Here is a 20,072-nt window from a genome sequence, read left to right on the forward strand (position 1 = left end):
CTAGCTACCTCCTTGTATTTATTGTATAAATAATTTATAAAAGTTTTAATAATGCATACATTTAATTTAATCATTCATTTATATATATTATAACGATTACTTTTCTAAATTGCAACTATATTTTTGCAACTTCAAATTTAAAACTTGCATTATTTAATTCAGATGCAATATTTTTTAATTATTTGATTTTTTATATTTTGATATTTAATTTAATTTGTGTAAAAAAATAAGTTCTAGGAATCCTAGAACTTATTTTTTATTTCTCTGTTCAATTTTTAGCTTATCTAAATAAGAAACTGCATTTATTGCTGCTATTTGACCTTGCCCTGCAGATTTTATATACGAGTAAGGTTTACCTGCGCAATCTCCTGCTGCAAAACATCCAGTAATGCTAGTTTGCATATTTATATCTACCTTTATATGAGGCCCTTCAGTATCAATACCTGGTACTAATGATTTAGGTGATGCACTATCTTTTATTACAAACACCCCATCTACATCTATTTCTTGTTCCTTAAAAGAAACTTTATTTACTAGATTCTCTCCTTTTATTTGTACAGGTCTATCATTTATTATTTCTATACTACTATCTAATTCATTAGATTCTCTCATTAAAGAATCATTTTTATACATAGGTATAAAATAAGTTTTAGATGCTATCTCATTTAAAAAGTTTGCCTCTTCTTTAGATTCTTTATTATATCCTATAATAGCAACCTTTTTATCCTTATATAAAGGAGCATCACAAGTTGCACAATATCCAACACCTTTACCTAAAAATTCTTCTTCACCTTTTATAGGCTTTCCATATTCTACACCTGTAGCTAATATAACTGCAGTAGCTTCATACATATCTTCACCTGACATTAGTGCAAAATAATCACCCATAGCATATATATTATTTATTTTTTTATATGTTATTTCAATTTCCATTTTATCTAAATGGTTTTGGAATTTTTCTCTTAATTCTTCACCACTTATTTCATAAAATCCTAAATAGTTATCTATAGATGGTGCTTTTATTAACTTGTTACTTAAACTTTCAGTTCCAAATACTATGATATTTTTATTTCTTATTTTAGCATTTATTGCAGCCGAAAGCCCTGCAGGACCACTTCCTACTATAGCTATATCATATCTCATTTTTATACCACCTTAATTTTTATAAATGTGATTTAACCTTTTGAACTATTCTTTCCTTTGGCATAAACCCAACTAAAGTTTCTACCGGCTTACCATTTTTAAATATCATCATTGTAGGTACTGTAGATATTCTAAATTGTTGTGCTAATTCTAAACTTTGATCTATATCAACTTTTAAAAATGTTGCATCATTTTTCATTTCTTCTCCCGCTTGCTCAAATACAGGTGCTAACATTTTACAAGGTCCACACCAAGTTGCAAAGAAGTCTACTACAACTACCCCTTGATTTTCTTCAACGCTTCCTCTAAATTGAGATGTATTTATTATTTTAGCCATGAATATTCCCTCCTAATATTTAATTACTTTATTTATTATGTGTATTTATTTTTATATTATTAATATATTCAAATTATACCCAAGTTGCAATCATTAAACCACTATTTTTTAGCATTTTTTTACTTTATGTGATTTGGTTATACTTTTTATTAGGTATAATTATTTTAAACTCTGTTTTATTATTTTCACACTTTACCGATATCTCAGCTTCTAAATTTAGAGCTATCATCTTAGCAATAGATAATCCAATTCCAGATCCATCTATATCTTTATCTCTTACATTTTCACTCCTAAAGAATCTATCAAATATATACGGTATATCCTCTTGTTTTATTCCTACTCCACTATCTATTATAGAAATTTCTGTATAAATATTGTCTTTTTGATTTAAATTTATAGATATAAAATCTTCTTCTTTAGTATATTTAAAAGCATTATCTATAAATATAAGAAGAAGTTGCCTTAATTTATTCTCATCTGTAAATATAGTTTCATTTTTTAAATTAAAATTTATATCAAACTTTTTATCTTGTATATCTGCTATATCAATATAGTCCTCACATATATCGTCTATAAAGTTTCTTATATTTATTTCCTTTATACTAAGCTTAGTTATAGCCTCTTCCTTAGTCAATGATAATAAATCACTTATCATTTTTTTACTTCTTCTTATCTCACTCATAGCATCTGCTATAGTCTCAACTTCATCACTTATAGTGCTGTTTGGATGCTTTAACATACGTTCTAATTTAGATGAAATTATTGATATTGGTGTTCTAAGTTCATGAGAAGCATCTTGTATAAATTTAGCTTGATTATTCCAAGCAGTTTCTATAGGTACTAATGCTTTTTTAGTTAAATATATTGCTAGATAATAAGTAATAATAAGAGATATTAATATACCTATGATAAATACAAATATAAGTTGTCTAAGAGAACTTATCTCAGAGTCTATATTTCTAATTATTTGAATTTGATATTCACCAATTTCTACATTTAATTCTCTAAAAGTATATCCATTTTCACTAAATGTAAATATATCATTTAATTTATTGGTATATCTATTTGGCAATACATCGTTAAAATAACCATTTTGAGAAGTATAATACCTTACTCTATCACCTTTATATATATAAATCATATTGCTTGGATATTTTGTAACTGGATAAATTATAGATTGCCGAGTAAGCTGTATAGCTATAGATTCTAATTCATTATTTAATTTGTTATCTATACTTTTATATGTAGCACTTTGAAAATATGTATATATAAATATAGAAAATAAAATTAAAAAACCAAGTACTACTAATATATTAATCTTTATAAGATTGGACTTAGTTTTATTAAATACTTTTTTATTTATCATCAAATATATAGCCTACCTTACGTTTAGTTTTTATATACTTATCATATCCAAATTTACTTAATTTTTTCCTTAGGTTACTAACATAAACTTCTACTATTTCTATAGTAGAATCTGAATCAATTCCCCATAACCTATCATAAATTTGTTCTTTTAATAGTATACATCTTTTGTTTAATAGAAAATATTCCAATAAATTAAATTGTTTATTTTGAAGTTCTATTTCACAATCATTTACAAAAACCCTTTTTTCATTTATATCTAAGCGTAAGTCTTTAAACTGTAAAACATTTTTACTTTTTATCTTTCCAGTAGTTCTAAGTATTGCATATACTCTAGCCACTAACTCTTCCATGTAAAATGGTTTTGTTAAGTAATCATTTGCACCTATTTCAAAAGCTTTTACTTTATCATCTAATTCTTCTTTTGCAGTTAATATAAGTACAGGTGTTTCCATATTTTTTCTAATACTTTTTAATATATCTAATCCACTAATTCCTGGAAGCATTAGATCTAGTATTATTAAGTCATATATATTTTGGTTAATTTGATATAGTGCATCTTCTCCATCACTACATTTATATGTCTCAAAATGGTTATCAAGTTCATCACATATACTATTTAATATTTTTATATTATCTTCTACTACTAATATCTTCATAGTCTCCTCCATTTTTCGTCCTTTATTTAATATAAATTATACAATATAATTATTTATTTTATATAAAAAACTTCTAGAATATAAATTGCTAGTTTTACTTTGCAACCTATATTCTAGAAGTTTTTATTTTTTCTATATTTTGTTGAATACTTGATTAGCTTAATTTATAGTCATTAATTATTTTTACAAAGTTTTCTATATTAAAATCCTCATTACCATCTGCATTATCCATAACTTGATGATAATACCAATTTGCAAAATTTGGGTTAGCTAAAGTAGCATTCATTTTTTCAAAGTCTAAATCATTTTGTTTTAAATTATTATCTCTATCCAAAGTTATCACCACCTTAAATTATATTTAGTATTAGTAATATATATATGATTTATTCATATTTTCATTGAATATTAATTTAATACTAACCACTTATACTTGCTTTGTGTAATTTAAGGTCTATATTTATATTTGCATTTTCTTTTATATCATCATAACTATACCCTAATAGCTCAATACTTTTTGTATTGTCTAATGCCTTTATTTCCATCTTTATATCTTCTGATGGTTTTAATATATTATAAGAACTTATACTATCTACCATAATATATTTTCCATCTTTATCTAACTGTCCTATTTTTACCGTTATATTACCTAATTGTCTTTTCGATGTATTTTTTATGTCCAATGCATATGTATCTATTTCACTAGAATTTTTAACTTTATATATTTTTGATGTTGTCAAAACTTCATATTCTTTACTATCTTTTAAATTTATATTGCTTTTATTTATGGTTACCGTATCCTCTTTTAGATTAACTACAACTTCTTTATCTAAAGTGCTATATTCATAAGATACGATATTTATTCTTTTAATTTTATTATCATTGAAAAAACTTATCTTTGATGATTCATTTGGATTTAAAGCTAAATCTAAAAATACTTGAGATTTATCTACTATATTATCTTTATCATTTATCTCTTCATAAGTTATTAGTATATTGTATATGCTAAAATCTGAAATATTTTTAATAACTTTATATATATTCATTTCATTCTCTAAACTATCATCACTATTATTCCCTACATCTTTTATTGATAGTGCTTTTGCATTATAGTTATCTATATTTGTACTATAATCTAAATTTTTACCATCATAAATATCCTTAGATTTACAAGATGTAAATATTAATATGTTTACAATTAATAATATGAAAAAAAATAATACTTTCTTATGAAATTTATTCATACTGTAAACACCTCTATTCTTACTATGTTTATAATAAATTTTTATATTCTTTCATAAAATCTTTTAAAGCTTGGGTAATTATTTCTTGTTTACTAAACTTCGAATTACTGCATAATCTTTCAAAATCTTCCCAAGTCTTTTTATCTACTTTTATGCTCGTACTTTTTAATGAATCTAAATTAGTATCTTCTATTTTTATATCTTTTTTATTTGTATTAGATTTACTTTTCATAGATTTTAGATCTTTGACCTCCATGTACCAGTCATATACTTCACATAATTTATCTAAATCTTCTTGAGTTATATTTATCTTTCTATCTTTTTTAGGAGTTGCCCTTTTAATTTTTTTAATTTCCACCGCATTATCTTTTTTACTATCTACTTTTTTCTTTGTATTTTTTTCTTTTTTTATTTTAACTTCTTTATTATAATCACTTTTATTTTCTTTAATTTTAGTAGATTTATTTTTGCTAGGATTTTCATTTTGTTCAAATTCCATTTGTTTAAACTTACTAGATTCATCTTTAAGCTTATACTTACCATTATTCATTTTATATCCGTTTTTATTCAAAAATGCCCTAAGAGTTGTTTTTGCTATTCCTAATTCTAAAGCTATATCTTCAAACTTCAAATCTTTATCTTGAAGTTCTATAAATTTTTTTATTCTTTCTTTATCTTTCATGCATTCCTCCGTTGTCTAAAATCATAGTTAATACTTATTGTAACACATTATATATATATGTTCTAATAATAATTCTACATTATAAAATACTTAATGAAATATTTTTATCAATTTTTCTATATTTATTCATTTATTTCTATCATTTTACATTAAATTTATCCTTTATTTACGTCATTCAAATTATTTATAAATTTTTAACAATTAATTGTTTTTTGTGTTTACAATAATTAATATTTATTTTATAATTATAATTAATCAGATATAATTAATCTTCACTAGGAAAACGCTAACAAAGGGTTTTAATTAAAAAATATTTTAAATGGGGGAAATTTTAAAATGAGTCAAATCTTAATAGGTACAGCTTTATTATTAGTTGTATTGGCACTATTCACATTATTTAGCTACAAAGCGCCTCAAGGTATGAAGGCTATGGGTGCATTAGCAAATGCTGCTTGTGCAAGTTTCTTAGTAGAAGCATTCCACTTTTCATTATTTGGTGAACAAATGGGTATAAAATTCTTAGAAGGTGTGGGTTCGGCAAACGGTAATTTAGGGGGTGTTGCTGCAGGTATATTAGTACCTTTAGCACTGGGTGTATCTCCAGTATACGCAGTTTTAGTTGGTTTAACAGTTTCAGGATTTGGTATCTTGCCAGGATTTATAGCTGGTTATTTAGTATCATTTGTTATAAAGTTCTTAGAGGAAAAAGTTCCTGCTGGACTTGACTTAATTGCAATAATATTAGTAGCTGCTCCTTTAGCTAGATTTATAGCTATGGCAATGGACCCAGTTGTTAAAAATACTTTACTTCAAATAGGGCAAGTTCTAATACAAGCATCTGATTCTTCTCCAATAGTTATGGGTCTTATACTTGGTGGTTTAATAACAGTTGTTGCAACTGCTCCACTTAGTTCTATGGCTTTAACTTCTATAATAGGTTTAACAGGTATACCTATGGGTATAGGTGCATTAGCTGTATTTGGATCTTCTTTCATGAACTATGTATTTTTCTCTAAAATGAAGTTCGGTTCTAAGAAAGATACTATAGCTGTAGCTATAGAACCATTAACTCAATCAGATATAATATCTGCTAACCCAATACCAGTATATGCTACTAACTTCATAGGTGGAGCAATGTCTGGTATAATAGTTGCTTTAATGGGTATTCAAGTTGGTACTCCAGGTTTAGCAACTCCAATAGCTGGATTTTTCGTATCTGTTGCTCAAAATGGAACAAATGCTTTAATAGCTGCTGTTGGATGTATGTTAGTAAGTGTTTTAGCTGGCTTCATAGGTCATGCTATCTTCAAAAATACTAAAATAAAGACTGCTGATGAAATACGTGGTACTCAAGTATTTGATTCTAATACAGCAGCTTAATAATTATTAAATAAAAAAGACAGGATAAGATTCCTGTTTTTTTTATCTAATTGCTTTTCTAACTAAAGTTCCTAGTCCAACACCCATAAGAACAACGCCTGTTAACATCTCAAAATTCGCTACCACATATCCAAGTTCCGTAGGTTTACCATTATTAACTCCTACACCAGCAAACATCCCCACACTTAAATTAATAGCTTCATTAAAATCCTTCATAAATTTACTAATATTCCATGTTCCTATATTATTGAAGTTATATATAATGGTAGTTCCACTTTCCATCTCTATACCTGTTAGTAAATATAAAAAAGCAAATATAAGCATTATAGCAAAAGCTGAAAATATACAATAAAACGGTCTTTCTCCATATCCACAAGTAAACCAATATATATATGAACCTATTTTTGGTAATAGTGATAATGATTTTCTTTCAATACATTTCGCTAAATAATAGTATTCACCAAAATTATTAGTTAAATTATTATCATTGTATTTATCTGCAATATTTTCATATACTGTATATATACCTTCGTATTCTTGCTTATCTTTTACTCGTGGTTCAATTTTATCAAAGAATGTCTTTTCATCAAATTTACTTAAAAATTTATCTTCAAATTCAAAATTTATCATATAGGTATTAAAAGTTTTAAATCCCCTGAAATCAGAATCTACAACTCCAATTTTATCTAATTCACAATTTATCATTATACAATTAGAAGCATTAGTTAACTCTATATTAGTGTTTTGAAATTTAGTATTTTCAAATATAGCATAAGATATATCACTATTTAAAAATCTAGCATATATATTACAATTGTAAAAACTACAACCTAGATTATCTTTTCTATTCAAAGATGGTAGCTTTTCACTGTCTTCTTTGATAAATATACAATTTTCAAAACTTACTCCACCTTCATCAAATTTACAACCATCAAATACACATCCTATAAATCTGCAATCTTTAAACTTTACATTTTTAAATGTACAATCGATAAACTTAGTACAAATAAAATCTTCATTTATTATTTCCTGAAAATCTTCTTCTTCTAAAACCCCTTTTCTTCCTATACTCTCATCAACTATTTTTTTGAAACTATATTTTAAATTAGGATAAAATCCAGTTAAACTATCTTGATGCTTTAGTATAGATTGATATAAAGTTTTGTTATTCTTTTTTCTTTCATCCAGTTGAATTTTACCTTTAACTTTCTCTTCTTTAAAATTAACGTAAGCCATACTTTCCTCCTTTTCTATTTATAAGTTTTATGTATAAATTTTTAAAGTACTAATATTTTCTATCTTATTGTTTGTCATATTTAATTTAATATGCTAGTTTATATCAATTTCCATGATATTATACATTCAGATTAACATAGCTCATACATATTCATTATTTTCTATTTATAAATATTTTATAACTATAAACTTTTAATTAATTCTGCCTTTTAAGTATATTGATAACTATATTATTCTCTGCTACTATTTACATAATGATGTAAATTTACATACATTTTAGGGGAGAGATTTTATGTTACTAATTTATAATGAAAAAACTAATCCGTATTTTAATTTAGCTATGGAAGAATATCTTCTTAAAAACTTCGATGAAGATATGTTTATACTTTGGAGAAACGAACGCTCTGTAATAGTTGGTAAAAATCAAAATACATTATCTGAAATTAATTTAGACTATATCAAAGAAAATTCCATACCTGTTGTTAGAAGACAATCAGGAGGAGGAGCTGTATTTCACGACTTAGGTAATATAAACTTTACATTTATATCAAATAACAATGATAACTTCAATAATTTCAAAAGATTTACCAATCCAATAATAGAAATTTTAAAAACATTAGATATAAATGCTGAATTTTCAGGAAGAAATGATTTATTAATAGATGGATGTAAATTTTCAGGCAATGCTCAATATAATTACAAAAACAAAGTAATGCATCATGGTACACTGTTATTTGCATCTCAGATATCTGATCTTTCAAATGCTTTAAAAGTTAAACCTATGAAGTTCAAAGATAAAAGCGTTAAATCTGTAAAAGCCCGTGTAACTAATATAAGCGAACATTTAAAAGTTCCTATGGATATATTAGAGTTTAAAGATTTAATAATAGATTACTTATATAAAACAAATACTGATACTAAATATTATACTCTAAGTGAGTTAGATATAATCAATATAAATAAATTAGTTGAAGAAAAATATAATACTTGGGATTGGAACTTTGGACATTCCCCAAAATACGCTCTTTATAATGAATTAAAATATCCTGGAGGAAATGTAGAATTTAACTTAAATGTTGAAAAAGGAATTATAAAAGATATAAAATTCTTTGGAGATTTCTTTGGGAAATGTGATATTTCTCAAATTGAGAACCTATTATTAAATACAAAACATGAAGAAGAGAATTTAAAAACAATACTTAATTCTATAAATATAAATGATTATTTCTTAGGAGCTGATACTGATATTTTAATATCTGGAATAATGGGTGTTAAGTAGTAATTAGAGTAGATTATTCTACTCCTTTTTGCATATAACAAAATAATCTAAATTTAAACATAATTACTAAAGTATAATAAACATTATATAAATATATCTACTAAAAAATTAACTTTGTATAAATTTTTATCTTATTTTTAAGCATAATACTATATAGAGGTGGTTTTATGAAGAAAAAATTATTATCAGTAACATTGCTCTTTTTATTTATAATTTTAGCTCCTTCAGATTCGTTTGGTTTATCATCAAAATTTAAACCATTTGAATATAATGAACTAAATTATTCTTATGATGCATTAGAACCATATATGGATAAAGAAACTATAATATTACATTATAATAAACATTATAAAAATTATGTTGATAAATTAAATGATACTATAAAACAGTATCCTAGTCTTTACTCTTGTAGCTTAATAGATTTATTAACTAACTTAGATTCTCTTCCTGATAGTGCATCGCAAATTATAAAAAACAACGGCGGCGGCGTTTACAATCATGAATTCTTCTTTAGTATAATGACTAATAAAAAAACATCTCCTTCCGGAGAACTAAAAAAAGCTATAGCTAGAGATTTTGGATCTTTTGATGAGTTAAAAAAAGAATTTAAGAAAGCTTCATTAGATATTTTTGGTTCGGGATGGGTATGGCTTGTATCTGATAATAACGGAAACTTATCTATAATAAAAACATCAAATCAGGATACACCTATAACACTAAATTTAACTCCAATTATAGGAATAGATTTATGGGAACATGCTTATTATCTTAGATATCAAAATAATAGATCACATTATATAGATAGCTGGTTTAATGTAGTCAATTGGGATAGGGCACTTTCTAATTATAATAATTCTAAATAGTTATAGTTTGTAAAATTTTTATATTTACTATATAATGTAATAAATCATCATGTACTTAGCACCATAGGAGGATTAATGGTAAAGGAAACTCACACAAAGGGTGGATACTTGTTTGCACTACTAGCTTTGCCCTTTATTGACAATGAATATTTATCTAGTTATGAACTTATTTATAGGTTTATTCTATTAATTATTTATATGTATTTTTCATATATAGGTTCAGTAATTCCAGACATAGACATGCGTAATTCTTATGCAAGTAAGACCTTCCCGAAGGTATATAAATTATTCGGTTCTAGATTTCGTCATAGAAGTTTTACTCATAGCCTACTATTTCTATATTTACTATGTTATTTATCAAATATAATATTAAAGTATACAGATAATAATATAGTCTTTATATCTTCATTTAGTGGCCTTATAATCGGATGTTTTTCTCATATGATGTTAGACTTATTTACAAAAGAAGGTATAGAATTACTTTACCCTATAGATATTAACTTTTCTTTAATGCCTATAAAAACTAACTCTAAAACAGAAAAGCTAATATGCAAAATATTAAATTTCATAGTTATATTCTTGATAGGATATAGGTTTTATATATTAATGTAGGCCTATATCCTTTATATTTAATTATTTTCTCCTAACTTAGTATTAACTCTATTCCCTACTTTCCAAGCTAAAAATACTAATAATAAAAATACTACTACTTTGATAGGATTTTTTATAAATCCTACTACATCACTTGCTGGATAGCTTACTACTAAAAACATCACAAATTTCCCAGATAACATTGCAGGAGCAAAGTTCCTTATATCTTTTTCACTTAATGCAGAAGCTATTGTCATTAAAACGCTTGGTACAAATGGGCAACAATACGCTATAAACAAAACCTTAAATCCTTGACTATATATCCAACTTATAACTTTATTTATTTTTTTATTCTTAATTTTTTTCATATATATACTATCTTTAAACTTTTTAGTCAATAAAAATAATGATATTGTTCCTAATCCTGACCCTATCCATGATAATATCATTCCATTTAAAAATCCCAAAAATATTACATTGCCAGTTACTATTCCTATCAAAGGCAATGCTGGTATGAAACTTTCAACAAAACAACTCATTAAACCTATTAACATTGTCAAAACCCAATAATCTTGTGCTATGTAGTATAAACTTTTAATATACTCCATTAATATTTCTCCTTTTGATTTCTATTAATTCTAGTATACATTATTTGCTTTAAATTTTATATTATTTTATCAAAAATTAAAATAAATAATCTTTTTATTCCATCACTTAATATATTAAATTTTTAATTTAATTATAACTTATTCAATTTAACACTTTATATTTATAATAATTAAAAGACTAGTAAATATATTCACTAGTCTTTTACATTACTTCTTATAAACTTCTTTTAAATGAAGATCCATTTGTGGATAAGGTATACTTATATTTTCTTTATCAAAAGTTATTTTAACTTCTTCTAATAAGCTATGATATATATTCCAATAATCTTCAGTATTACACCATACCCTTACTACAAAATCTATAGAACTTGCACTATGTGCATTTACAGCTATAAATGGTTTTGGTTCTTTTAAAATTAGCTTCTGGCTTTCAACTATTTTATTTAATATTTCTTTAACATGAGATATTTCATTTTCATATCCAACACTAAAGATCAAATCTACTCTTCTAGTTGATTTTGCTGAATAGTTTATTAAGCTTCCATTAGATAAGTTCCCATTTGGTATTAATATTTGTTTATTATCAAATGTCGCTAACTGAGTATAAAATAGTCCTATTTGTTCTACAACACCACTATATGTTGATGTTTCTATATAATCACCTACTTTAAATGGTCTAATAAGTAGAATTATAAATCCACCAGCAAAATTAGATAAACTTCCTTGAAGAGCCAAACCTATTGCAACCCCAGCAGATGCTACTAACGCTGCAATACCAGATAATTGTATTCCCCAATATCCAAGTACCGGCATAATAAGAAGAACTTTAAGAGTCATTGTTATAAGTGACTTTAAGAATTTCCTAAGAGTTATATCAACCTCTCTTCGTTCTAAAAACTTTATAAAATGTTCCACAACTTTCTTAATTAGTTTAAATCCAATCGATATTATTAATGCTCCTACAATAAGTTTAAATCCTGTAGTTGCTGCCCATTCTACTAATTTTTCTATTAATGAACTCATTTTTATCTTACTAAAATCGAAGTTCTCTAACTGCTCAAACCCTTTTAAAACTTCTTCAGTAGTAGATTCCGCAGTTGTCTGACTTAGAAACATAGACAAGCACCTCCATTTTTCGTCATTTTTACTTATTTTAATTTTTTTTTCTACTTTTATTATATTACAACATAAAAAAAAGTATGTCTAGTAAATTAAACTTATATATAAATTATAATATTAAATATCATTAGATATTTCTTAAAAAAGTTTTTCATATTTATCATAAGCTAAATTTTACCATTTCAAATTTATAGCTTATTTCTTTGAATACATCAATCATATTAGGGTCAAATCCTTTTTCTCTTCCTTCTATTATAATATTAACCGTATCTTCATGAGAAAAAGGCTCTTTATAAGGTCGCTTTGTAGTTAAGGCATCATATACATCAGCAATTGCCATAATTCTAGCACTTATAGGTATTTCTTCTCCCTTTAATCCACTTGGATATCCTGTTCCATCCCATTTTTCCTGATGATAGTAAGCCATATCTCTAGCTGTATATAAAAAGCTTTCTTTATCAGTTTCATTTATCATTTTTTGTAAAGATATTGCACCTAGTTCAACATGTTTCTTCATATATTCAAATTCATCCTCATCTAATGAGCCCATTTTTAATAATGTGGCGTCATTAATTCCAATTTTTCCTATATCATGAAGAGGAGCTGATTTAATAATATCTTTTACATACTCTGGTGTTAAAATATCACTATATACACCAGCTTCTACAAGTTCGTTGGCTAAAATTCTTACGTATTCAGCTGTACGTTTTACATGTCCTCCCGTATTTTCATCTCTGCATTCAACTAACTCTGCTAATGATAGCATCATTACATCTTGTAAATTTTCTATCATTTGTGTTTTTTCATATATCTTCTCTTCTAATTGAGTTCTATATTCACTAAGTTCTAAATGCATTTTAACTCTGCTTAGCATAGACTGTGAAATAAATGGTTTAGTTATAAAATCAACTGCACCTAGTTCAAAACCTTTAACCTCAATTTCACTATCAGAACGTGAAGTTAAAAATATTACTGGAATATTTTCCAATTCTTTATTTTCTTTAATTTTTGCTAAAGTTTCATATGCATCCATATCAGGTAAATTAATATCTAATAAAATTAAATCCGGCCTATGTTTTGCTAAAAATTTTAAAGTTTGAGCACCTGATATTAATAAACTCACTTTATAGTAAGGCTTTAATGTATTTTCTGCCAATTTTAAATTCGTTACATTATCATCTATAACTAATATATGTCTTAACCTCATGTATTCACCTTTCTTTCATTTCTTACCATTTTATTCATTTTATTATATACTTAAAATTAATCTAATTTCAATGATTAAGATAATTAAAATAAATTTACCTTATATATTTATTATTTTTCTATTAAAGATTTAATGTTTATATTAACTAAAGTATTTTGTAAAAAATATACAAAATATTTTAGTTAATATAAACATTACTAGGAAAACATTTTTCTGTTAACATTTAATTGTAATTAGCTTTAAATTTAAAATATTAAAATATAAAGGGGAGAATTATTATGGCAGAGGTAATTTTAAAAAATATATGTAAATCTTATGATAATGGATTTAATGCAGTAAAAAATGTGAATATAAATATAGAAGATAAAGAATTTGTAGTTTTAGTTGGTCCTTCTGGATGTGGTAAGTCAACTACATTAAGAATGATAGCTGGACTTGAAGATATAAGTGATGGTGAGTTATACATAGGAGATAAATTAGTAAACGATATAGACCCTAAAGATAGAGATATAGCAATGGTTTTCCAAAACTATGCTCTATACCCACACCTAAGTGTATATGATAATATGGCATTTGCTCTAAAACTTAGAAAAATGCCTAAAGATGAAATAAATAAAAAGGTTAAAGAGGCAGCTAAAATACTTGATTTAGATCATCTATTAGATAGAAAACCTAAAGCTTTATCTGGAGGACAAAGACAAAGGGTTGCTCTTGGACGCGCTATAGTTAGAAATCCTAAAGTTTTCTTAATGGATGAGCCTTTATCAAATTTAGATGCTAAACTTAGAACAGCAATGAGAACTGAGATAACTAAATTACATAAATCACTTGGTACTACATTCATATACGTTACACATGACCAAGTAGAAGCTATGACTATGGCTGATAGAATAGTTGTTATGAAAGATGGTATTGTTCAACAAATAGACACTCCACAAGATATATATGATTCTCCAAATAATATGTTCGTTGCAGGATTTATAGGAGCTCCTCAAATGAACTTTATAGATGTAAAATTAGTTGAAAAAGATGGAGAAATATATGCACAAAATGATGCTTTAAGTATAAAGTTAAATGCTGGAGATTGTGGAGCTTTAACATCTAATGGATATATAGGAAAAGAAGTTGTTTTAGGCATAAGACCGGAAGATATTCATATAGAAGACATATTTGTTGATAACAGTTTAGATAGTACATTTGAAGCTAATGTTGAACTTGGAGAACTTATGGGAGCGGAAATATATGCTTACTTAAAAGCTGGTAACCATAATATCACTGCTAGATTTGATGGTAGATATAAATTAAATATAGGAGATAAATTAAAACTTGCTATGGATAAACATAGAATCCATATATTTGATAAAGAAACTCAATTAGCTATAAGAGATGAAAAGGTAAAAGAAACTTCAAAATAACTTAAATTAGTGTTATATTAAAAGAGTAAGATGATTAATCATCTTACTCTTTTAATATAATCTAGATATTTTAAAATACTTAGATTTACAGGGGTTCATTTCTTAGTAATATAAATTGTACAAAATTTCATAATTTTTTTGGGGGTAAATTATGCAAAGCTTAATTGAATTTTTTGAAAAAGAAACTAATAAAAAAATTAATATATTCAAATATAATAACGAAAAAATTAATTCTAATCAAAATTTAATTGAATTTAATAATACAACTTATGTAATAGAATTCCTAAAAGATAGTATACTAACTCATATAAACGGACATTGCTATCTGTTTAATCAACAAAATTTAGATTTTGATTCTTTAAAAAATATACTTTATAATTTATATGAAGATGTGCAAATATATAAATATAACAATTACTTATTATTAGTATCTAATAATATCTTAGATATAGATAGTTCTACTCCTACAATTATAGAAGCTGAAACATATTCAAAAACATATATTATATATTTAGAAAAAATAACTACCATTTATAATCTAGATCTTAAGATAAATATAGTTGATGAGTTAATTAATATTATAATTAATAATAATAATGCTAGCCAATTTATAACTTTAAATGATTTAATAATCTATAAAGTCGCTGCTATAACAAGTGATAATCACCAACTCTCTTCATTAATAAAATTTGATATTATAAAAAACATAGATGAAAATTTACTAACTACTGGTATTAATTTTATAGAAAATGGATTGAATATATCAAAAACTTCAAGTGCATTATTTTTACATAGAAATACACTAATATATAGATTAGAAAAAATAAAAGAATATCTTAATCTAGATTTAAAGAATTTTAAAGATGCTTTTATATTTTATTTAAGTGTAAAATCATTTTTAAGTTCTATAAATAATTGTAACTCATAGAGTCTACATAAATCTTTTATTAAGTAATTAGTTTTATACCTCTAATACTTAATATTGGGACATGTTTTAAGGAGGTTTTATATGGGATTTTTTAGTATTTTATTAACTGGATTTGCTCTTTCTATGGATGCATTTGCAGTATCTGTTACTAAAGGTATGACATTAAAAAAAATAAATTTATCACTAGCTACTAAGATTGCATTTTCATTTGGGTTATTTCAAGGAGTTATGCCTCTTATTGGTTGGTTATTTGGTATGAACTTTGAGTTATACATAAGAAGCATAGATCATTGGATTGCAGTTTTTTTACTAAGCTTTTTAGGTATAAAGATGATAATTGAAGCTATCAAAAATGATGATAATGATAACACTACATATTTAGATAATAAAGAATTAATAATTTTATCTATTGCTACTAGTATTGATGCACTAGCAGTTGGCGTAACTTTCGCTTTTTTAAACATTGATATAATACCAGTTTGTATATCAATTGGTGTTATAACATTTTTATTTTGCTTTATAGGGGTATTGATTGGCAAGAAAATCGGATCTGTATTCAAAAATTATGCACAGATAGTAGGTGGCATTATATTAATTCTAATAGGATTAAATATACTAAATGAGCATACTCAAATAATTTCAAATCTATTTCTTTTTTAAGAGATAAGTAAACTAAAATTTACTTATCTCTTTTTTTATATAAATACTATAAAATTCTTTAATTTGCATAAAATACAATTAAATAGCCCAATGTTTTACTAATATTTATTACCTTATTAAAACTTATAATTTAATTTTTAATATATTTTTATCGAAAAAGATACTAAATTGTAACTTTACTATATTTATCTTTCCATTTATAATAGAAATAGTTCGATTTCTAACTTTATTTTAACTTGGAGGTGATTTAAGTGAAAAATATTTTCAAAATATATAAAAATGACTTAAAAGATATTTTCACTAATAAGGTTTTATTAGTTATCGTCACTGGACTTTGTATATTACCATCACTTTATGCATGGTTTAATATAAAAGCTTCTTGGGATCCATATGGCAATACAGGAAATATTTCTGTTGCAGTTGTAAATGAAGATTCTGGTGCAGAAATAATGGATAAAGAAGTAAATATAGGTGATGAACTAGTAGATAAACTTAAAACTAATAAAGATTTAGGCTGGAAATTCGTAGATAGAAAAAAAGCCTTAGAAGGTGTCAACGATGGTACATATTATGCATACATAGAAATACCGTCAAATTTTTCTAAGGATTTGACTTCTTTAGTTTCTAAAGATATAAAAAAAGGTACTATAATATATACAGTAAACGAAAAAATAAATGCTATAGCCCCTAAAATTACAAGTAAAGGAGCTACAACTATTCAAAATGAAGTAAATCAAACTGTTGTTAAAACAGTAAGTGAGGTAGTTTTAAATGTATTTAAGGAAGCAGGAATAGAACTTGAAAAACAATTACCTAAACTATCAACTTTAGAAAATAACTTAGTTGAAGTACAAGGTAAATTTAAAAATATAAATAAAGTTGTTGATACTGCAGTTGATGCAACTGATAAAGTATCAGATATAGTTAAAGATGTACAAAACGATATACCTCTTATAAAAGAAACTCTTACTAATACTAAAAACTTATCGTCTGATATAAAGAGCTTTTTAAATGATTCAAAAACAGGATTAAGTCAACTATCTCCTGTTATAAAAAATGATTTAGGATTAATATCAGAAATATCTTCAAATGCTAAAGATGCCGTTTCAGACTTGATAGATGCCATAAATAAAGGTTCCGAATCAGCACCTCAACTTATTGATAATTTATCTACTAAATTATCTAATTTAGCGTCTAGTACGAATACTTTAACTAAGTTTTTAGAAAAATTAAATAAATTGGTTCCTGGTAATCAGTTAAAAAGTGTAATAGATTCACTTAACAGTATAAGTACTAAGTTAGATACTGCGGTTAATTCATTACAAACGATTAAAAATCAAGTAGCTAATGGAGAAAAACCACCTTTAACTAATTTAAATAACTTATTAAAAGTTGTAAGCGATGTAAATACAATAACATCATCAATATTAAATAACTTTGATTCAAAAATACAAGCTCCTATAGGTAATATTATAGATGATGCCTTTAAGGTTGTAGAGAATGTAATAGAAGTATTAGATAGTGCTGAAAAAAAATTACCAGATGTTGAAGACATATTAAATACTACTTTATCTTTCACTGGTAGTGCTAAAGAGGGTGCAACATTTGTAAAAGAAAAATTACCATATGCTAAATCTGTAGTAGATGATCTTGTAGATGCTATGAAAAAAATAAATAATAATAGTGAAGTAAATGAACTTATATCATTACTTAAGAGTGATGTTTTAAAACGCTCTGAGTTCTTAAAACAACCTGTGGATTTAGTTGAAAATAGACTATATCCTATGAAAAATTATGGTTCAGCTATGACACCATTTTATACAGTTTTATCTCTATGGGTAGGTATATTACTTTTAATGTCTTTACTATCTACAAACGTACATGGTGATTATAAATCATATGAAGTATATTTCGGTAGAGGACTTACATTCTTAAGCTTGACTATAATCCAGGCTCTTATCGTAAGTTTAGGTGATATATATTTACTAAAAGTACAAGCGGATAATATACCATTATTTATCCTAATATCAGTATTTACAAGTATAGTATTTACAGCTATTGTTTACTCTTTAGTTTCTATATTTGGAAATGTCGGAAAAGCAATAGGAGTTGTATTATTAGTTATACAAGTTGCAGGATCAGGAGGAACATTCCCTATACAAGTTACTCCACAATTTTTCCAAAATGTTTATCCACTATTACCATTCACATATGCAATATCTGCTATGCGTGAAACAGTTGGTGGAATATATATGCCAAATCTAATAAAAGATATCTCTGCGTTAGCAATATTTATTATTATATTTGTATTGTTTACTATATTGTTGAAAAAACCTATAAATAAAATTACTGAAAAAGTTCAAGATAGATTTAATGAAAGTGATTTAACTGGACATTAAAATACAAAGAAGCTTAGTCAAACTTTGACTAAGCTCTTTATTTTTATAAATTATATTTCATCAACAAAAATAAAAAGGCTAAAAGCCTTTTTATTTTTCTATATCATCTTCATAATTATCATATTCTTCATTTTCATATTCATCTGTATCTATTTTCATATTTTCTTTATCATCTTTTATAGAATTTATATGTTTTTCAATTTCTTCTGGCGATGAATCTTCACAATTTTCACAGCAAATCCTTCTAGAATTAAATTCATCTACTTTTTCTTTTAACTCATCTTTTTCTAACTTATCTTCTAGATTATCAGATTCATATTCTTCATACGCTAAATATTCTATTTCATCTTTTTTTCTACTTTTCATTTTCTTTATAGTTTTATACGAAATATATACTCCAACTGCGGATACGGTTGCTACTCCTGTATAAAAAGCGGCTTTTTTACTCTTTTCTAACATTTCATTTTTTATTTTTCTTTCGATAAGATATTTTATCATAGCACTTCTCCTTTTTAAATGTCATATAATATATTAATAGTATTTGTATTATTAAAATAAAAATAATTATATTTTAAAATTTCATTTTTTTTACATCAAATAAAGAAAGAAGGTTTTTATTTTGAATTCGAATTTATTTAATCTATTGTTAACTATACTAACTCTTGTTATAACTGTAGGAGGAGGATTTTTAGTAAATTATTTAAATCAAAAATTAGGAAGCCAAAAACTTCAAGATTATTATAATCTTGCAAAACAAATAGTTATGGCTATTGAGCAACTAAATCCAGATCTAGCAGGTAAAGATAAAAAAGAATTAGCAATGTCTAAATTATTAGAATTAACTAATAATAAAATAAGCTCTGAACAAGCTGATACTTTAATTGAATCTGCTGTCTATGAAGTAAAGAAACTTTTACAAAATAATAATCTAACTAAGTAAATATAATAAAATAAAAGTGC

The 20,072-nt window shown here is 25.3% G+C and carries 21 protein-coding genes; 9 read left to right on the forward strand and 12 right to left on the reverse strand.

From position 1 onward, the window contains the following. Positions 1-249 precede the first annotated feature (249 nt). From CRIB_RS07810 to CRIB_RS07840, 7 genes are all read right to left on the reverse strand, one after another. On the reverse strand, positions 250-1,143 hold the full coding sequence (locus CRIB_RS07810; RefSeq protein ID WP_180701829.1) for an NAD(P)/FAD-dependent oxidoreductase: 894 nt from the start codon (positions 1,141-1,143) through the stop codon (positions 250-252). A gap of 19 nt (positions 1,144-1,162) precedes the next feature. Next, positions 1,163-1,480, reverse strand: coding sequence for a thioredoxin (gene trxA, locus CRIB_RS07815; protein ID WP_180701830.1), 318 nt, complete (start codon positions 1,478-1,480; stop codon positions 1,163-1,165). Between the two features lie 124 nt (positions 1,481-1,604). Then, positions 1,605-2,846, reverse strand: a complete 1,242-nt coding sequence (locus tag CRIB_RS07820; protein WP_180701831.1) for a sensor histidine kinase — start codon at positions 2,844-2,846, stop codon at positions 1,605-1,607. Continuing rightward, the gene (locus tag CRIB_RS07825) at positions 2,836-3,504 is read right to left on the reverse strand and encodes a response regulator transcription factor (protein ID WP_180701832.1); all 669 of its coding nucleotides are present in this window, start codon (positions 3,502-3,504) and stop codon (positions 2,836-2,838) included. The genes CRIB_RS07820 and CRIB_RS07825 overlap by 11 nt, the downstream gene beginning before the upstream one ends. A gap of 154 nt (positions 3,505-3,658) precedes the next feature. After that, positions 3,659-3,838, reverse strand: coding sequence for a hypothetical protein (locus tag CRIB_RS07830; protein ID WP_180701833.1), 180 nt, complete (start codon positions 3,836-3,838; stop codon positions 3,659-3,661). A gap of 82 nt (positions 3,839-3,920) precedes the next feature. Next, entirely contained in the window at positions 3,921-4,745 is an 825-nt protein-coding gene (locus CRIB_RS07835) for a hypothetical protein (protein ID WP_180701834.1), read from the reverse strand. Between the two features lie 28 nt (positions 4,746-4,773). Then, positions 4,774-5,427 (reverse strand): DNA-binding protein, encoded by a 654-nt coding sequence (locus CRIB_RS07840; RefSeq protein ID WP_180701835.1) that lies wholly within the window; start codon positions 5,425-5,427, stop codon positions 4,774-4,776. A gap of 336 nt (positions 5,428-5,763) precedes the next feature. On the opposite strand from CRIB_RS07840, the gene CRIB_RS07845 reads away from it, so the two are divergent. After that, the gene (locus CRIB_RS07845) at positions 5,764-6,807 is read left to right on the forward strand and encodes a PTS sugar transporter subunit IIC (RefSeq protein WP_180701836.1); all 1,044 of its coding nucleotides are present in this window, start codon (positions 5,764-5,766) and stop codon (positions 6,805-6,807) included. Positions 6,808-6,849: 42 nt separating this feature from the next. On the opposite strand, the gene CRIB_RS07850 is transcribed toward CRIB_RS07845, so the two are convergent. Continuing rightward, positions 6,850-8,043, reverse strand: a complete 1,194-nt coding sequence (locus CRIB_RS07850; protein ID WP_180701837.1) for a pentapeptide repeat-containing protein — start codon at positions 8,041-8,043, stop codon at positions 6,850-6,852. A 292-nt stretch (positions 8,044-8,335) separates the two neighbouring features. Between CRIB_RS07850 and CRIB_RS07855 the strand changes: the two genes are divergently transcribed. The 3 genes from CRIB_RS07855 to CRIB_RS07865 all read left to right on the forward strand — a co-directional run bounded on the left by CRIB_RS07855 (position 8,336) and on the right by CRIB_RS07865 (position 10,797). After that, positions 8,336-9,322, forward strand: coding sequence for a lipoate--protein ligase (locus tag CRIB_RS07855; protein ID WP_180701838.1), 987 nt, complete (start codon positions 8,336-8,338; stop codon positions 9,320-9,322). A gap of 167 nt (positions 9,323-9,489) precedes the next feature. Next, positions 9,490-10,185 carry a superoxide dismutase gene (locus CRIB_RS07860; RefSeq protein ID WP_180701839.1) on the forward strand — a complete coding sequence of 232 codons (696 nt, stop codon included), beginning with the start codon at positions 9,490-9,492 and terminating at the stop codon, positions 10,183-10,185. 75 nt (positions 10,186-10,260) lie between these two features. Next, a complete protein-coding gene (locus CRIB_RS07865) occupies positions 10,261-10,797 on the forward strand; it encodes a metal-dependent hydrolase (protein WP_180701840.1) in 537 nt (178 codons plus the stop codon). Positions 10,798-10,814: 17 nt separating this feature from the next. On the opposite strand, the gene CRIB_RS07870 is transcribed toward CRIB_RS07865, so the two are convergent. From CRIB_RS07870 to CRIB_RS07880, 3 genes are all read right to left on the reverse strand, one after another. After that, complete coding sequence (locus tag CRIB_RS07870) at positions 10,815-11,384, reverse strand: VTT domain-containing protein (protein WP_180701841.1); 570 nt, start codon at positions 11,382-11,384, stop codon at positions 10,815-10,817. Between the two features lie 207 nt (positions 11,385-11,591). Further along, complete coding sequence (locus CRIB_RS07875) at positions 11,592-12,500, reverse strand: mechanosensitive ion channel family protein (protein WP_330404847.1); 909 nt, start codon at positions 12,498-12,500, stop codon at positions 11,592-11,594. Between the two features lie 163 nt (positions 12,501-12,663). Beyond that, positions 12,664-13,710: an HD-GYP domain-containing protein gene (locus CRIB_RS07880; RefSeq protein WP_180701842.1), complete on the reverse strand. Its 1,047-nt coding sequence runs from the start codon at positions 13,708-13,710 to the stop codon at positions 12,664-12,666. 278 nt (positions 13,711-13,988) lie between these two features. Here CRIB_RS07880 and CRIB_RS07885 point away from each other — a divergent pair, with 278 nt between their 5' ends. The 4 genes from CRIB_RS07885 (at position 13,989) to CRIB_RS07900 (ending at position 19,112) form a co-directional block, all read left to right on the forward strand. Then, positions 13,989-15,125 (forward strand): ABC transporter ATP-binding protein, encoded by a 1,137-nt coding sequence (locus CRIB_RS07885; RefSeq protein WP_180701843.1) that lies wholly within the window; start codon positions 13,989-13,991, stop codon positions 15,123-15,125. 151 nt (positions 15,126-15,276) lie between these two features. Beyond that, on the forward strand, positions 15,277-16,053 hold the full coding sequence (locus CRIB_RS07890) for a PucR family transcriptional regulator (RefSeq protein WP_180701844.1): 777 nt from the start codon (positions 15,277-15,279) through the stop codon (positions 16,051-16,053). Positions 16,054-16,134: 81 nt separating this feature from the next. After that, entirely contained in the window at positions 16,135-16,713 is a 579-nt protein-coding gene (locus tag CRIB_RS07895; protein ID WP_180701845.1) for a manganese efflux pump MntP, read from the forward strand. A gap of 251 nt (positions 16,714-16,964) precedes the next feature. After that, positions 16,965-19,112 (forward strand): YhgE/Pip domain-containing protein, encoded by a 2,148-nt coding sequence (locus CRIB_RS07900; RefSeq protein ID WP_180701846.1) that lies wholly within the window; start codon positions 16,965-16,967, stop codon positions 19,110-19,112. A 90-nt stretch (positions 19,113-19,202) separates the two neighbouring features. Here CRIB_RS07900 and CRIB_RS07905 read toward each other — a convergent pair whose 3' ends face one another. Further along, positions 19,203-19,610 (reverse strand): hypothetical protein, encoded by a 408-nt coding sequence (locus CRIB_RS07905; RefSeq protein WP_180701847.1) that lies wholly within the window; start codon positions 19,608-19,610, stop codon positions 19,203-19,205. Between the two features lie 121 nt (positions 19,611-19,731). Between CRIB_RS07905 and CRIB_RS07910 the strand changes: the two genes are divergently transcribed. Then, the gene (locus tag CRIB_RS07910) at positions 19,732-20,052 is read left to right on the forward strand and encodes a phage holin (RefSeq protein WP_180701848.1); all 321 of its coding nucleotides are present in this window, start codon (positions 19,732-19,734) and stop codon (positions 20,050-20,052) included. Positions 20,053-20,072: the final 20 nt, after the last annotated feature.

The organism is Romboutsia ilealis, assembly GCF_900015215.1.
Taxonomy (GTDB): domain Bacteria; phylum Bacillota; class Clostridia; order Peptostreptococcales; family Peptostreptococcaceae; genus Romboutsia; species Romboutsia ilealis.

What these genes read in the sequence shown, in the direction of transcription:
- CRIB_RS07855 (WP_180701838.1), top strand. Translation starts at nt 8,336, where the DNA reads ATGTTACTAATTTATAATGAAAAAACTAATCCGTATTTTAATTTAGCT.
- CRIB_RS07840 (WP_180701835.1), bottom strand. Translation starts at nt 5,427, where the DNA reads ATGAAAGATAAAGAAAGAATAAAAAAATTTATAGAACTTCAAGATAAA.
- CRIB_RS07820 (WP_180701831.1), bottom strand. Translation starts at nt 2,846, where the DNA reads ATGATAAATAAAAAAGTATTTAATAAAACTAAGTCCAATCTTATAAAG.
- CRIB_RS07895 (WP_180701845.1), top strand. Translation starts at nt 16,135, where the DNA reads ATGGGATTTTTTAGTATTTTATTAACTGGATTTGCTCTTTCTATGGAT.
- CRIB_RS07810 (WP_180701829.1), bottom strand. Translation starts at nt 1,143, where the DNA reads ATGAGATATGATATAGCTATAGTAGGAAGTGGTCCTGCAGGGCTTTCG.
- CRIB_RS07890 (WP_180701844.1), top strand. Translation starts at nt 15,277, where the DNA reads ATGCAAAGCTTAATTGAATTTTTTGAAAAAGAAACTAATAAAAAAATT.
- CRIB_RS07825 (WP_180701832.1), bottom strand. Translation starts at nt 3,504, where the DNA reads ATGAAGATATTAGTAGTAGAAGATAATATAAAAATATTAAATAGTATA.
- CRIB_RS07860 (WP_180701839.1), top strand. Translation starts at nt 9,490, where the DNA reads ATGAAGAAAAAATTATTATCAGTAACATTGCTCTTTTTATTTATAATT.
- CRIB_RS07835 (WP_180701834.1), bottom strand. Translation starts at nt 4,745, where the DNA reads ATGAATAAATTTCATAAGAAAGTATTATTTTTTTTCATATTATTAATT.
- CRIB_RS07870 (WP_180701841.1), bottom strand. Translation starts at nt 11,384, where the DNA reads ATGGAGTATATTAAAAGTTTATACTACATAGCACAAGATTATTGGGTT.
- CRIB_RS07885 (WP_180701843.1), top strand. Translation starts at nt 13,989, where the DNA reads ATGGCAGAGGTAATTTTAAAAAATATATGTAAATCTTATGATAATGGA.
- CRIB_RS07850 (WP_180701837.1), bottom strand. Translation starts at nt 8,043, where the DNA reads ATGGCTTACGTTAATTTTAAAGAAGAGAAAGTTAAAGGTAAAATTCAA.
- CRIB_RS07880 (WP_180701842.1), bottom strand. Translation starts at nt 13,710, where the DNA reads ATGAGGTTAAGACATATATTAGTTATAGATGATAATGTAACGAATTTA.
- CRIB_RS07845 (WP_180701836.1), top strand. Translation starts at nt 5,764, where the DNA reads ATGAGTCAAATCTTAATAGGTACAGCTTTATTATTAGTTGTATTGGCA.
- CRIB_RS07905 (WP_180701847.1), bottom strand. Translation starts at nt 19,610, where the DNA reads ATGATAAAATATCTTATCGAAAGAAAAATAAAAAATGAAATGTTAGAA.
- CRIB_RS07865 (WP_180701840.1), top strand. Translation starts at nt 10,261, where the DNA reads ATGGTAAAGGAAACTCACACAAAGGGTGGATACTTGTTTGCACTACTA.
- trxA (WP_180701830.1), bottom strand. Translation starts at nt 1,480, where the DNA reads ATGGCTAAAATAATAAATACATCTCAATTTAGAGGAAGCGTTGAAGAA.
- CRIB_RS07875 (WP_330404847.1), bottom strand. Translation starts at nt 12,500, where the DNA reads ATGTTTCTAAGTCAGACAACTGCGGAATCTACTACTGAAGAAGTTTTA.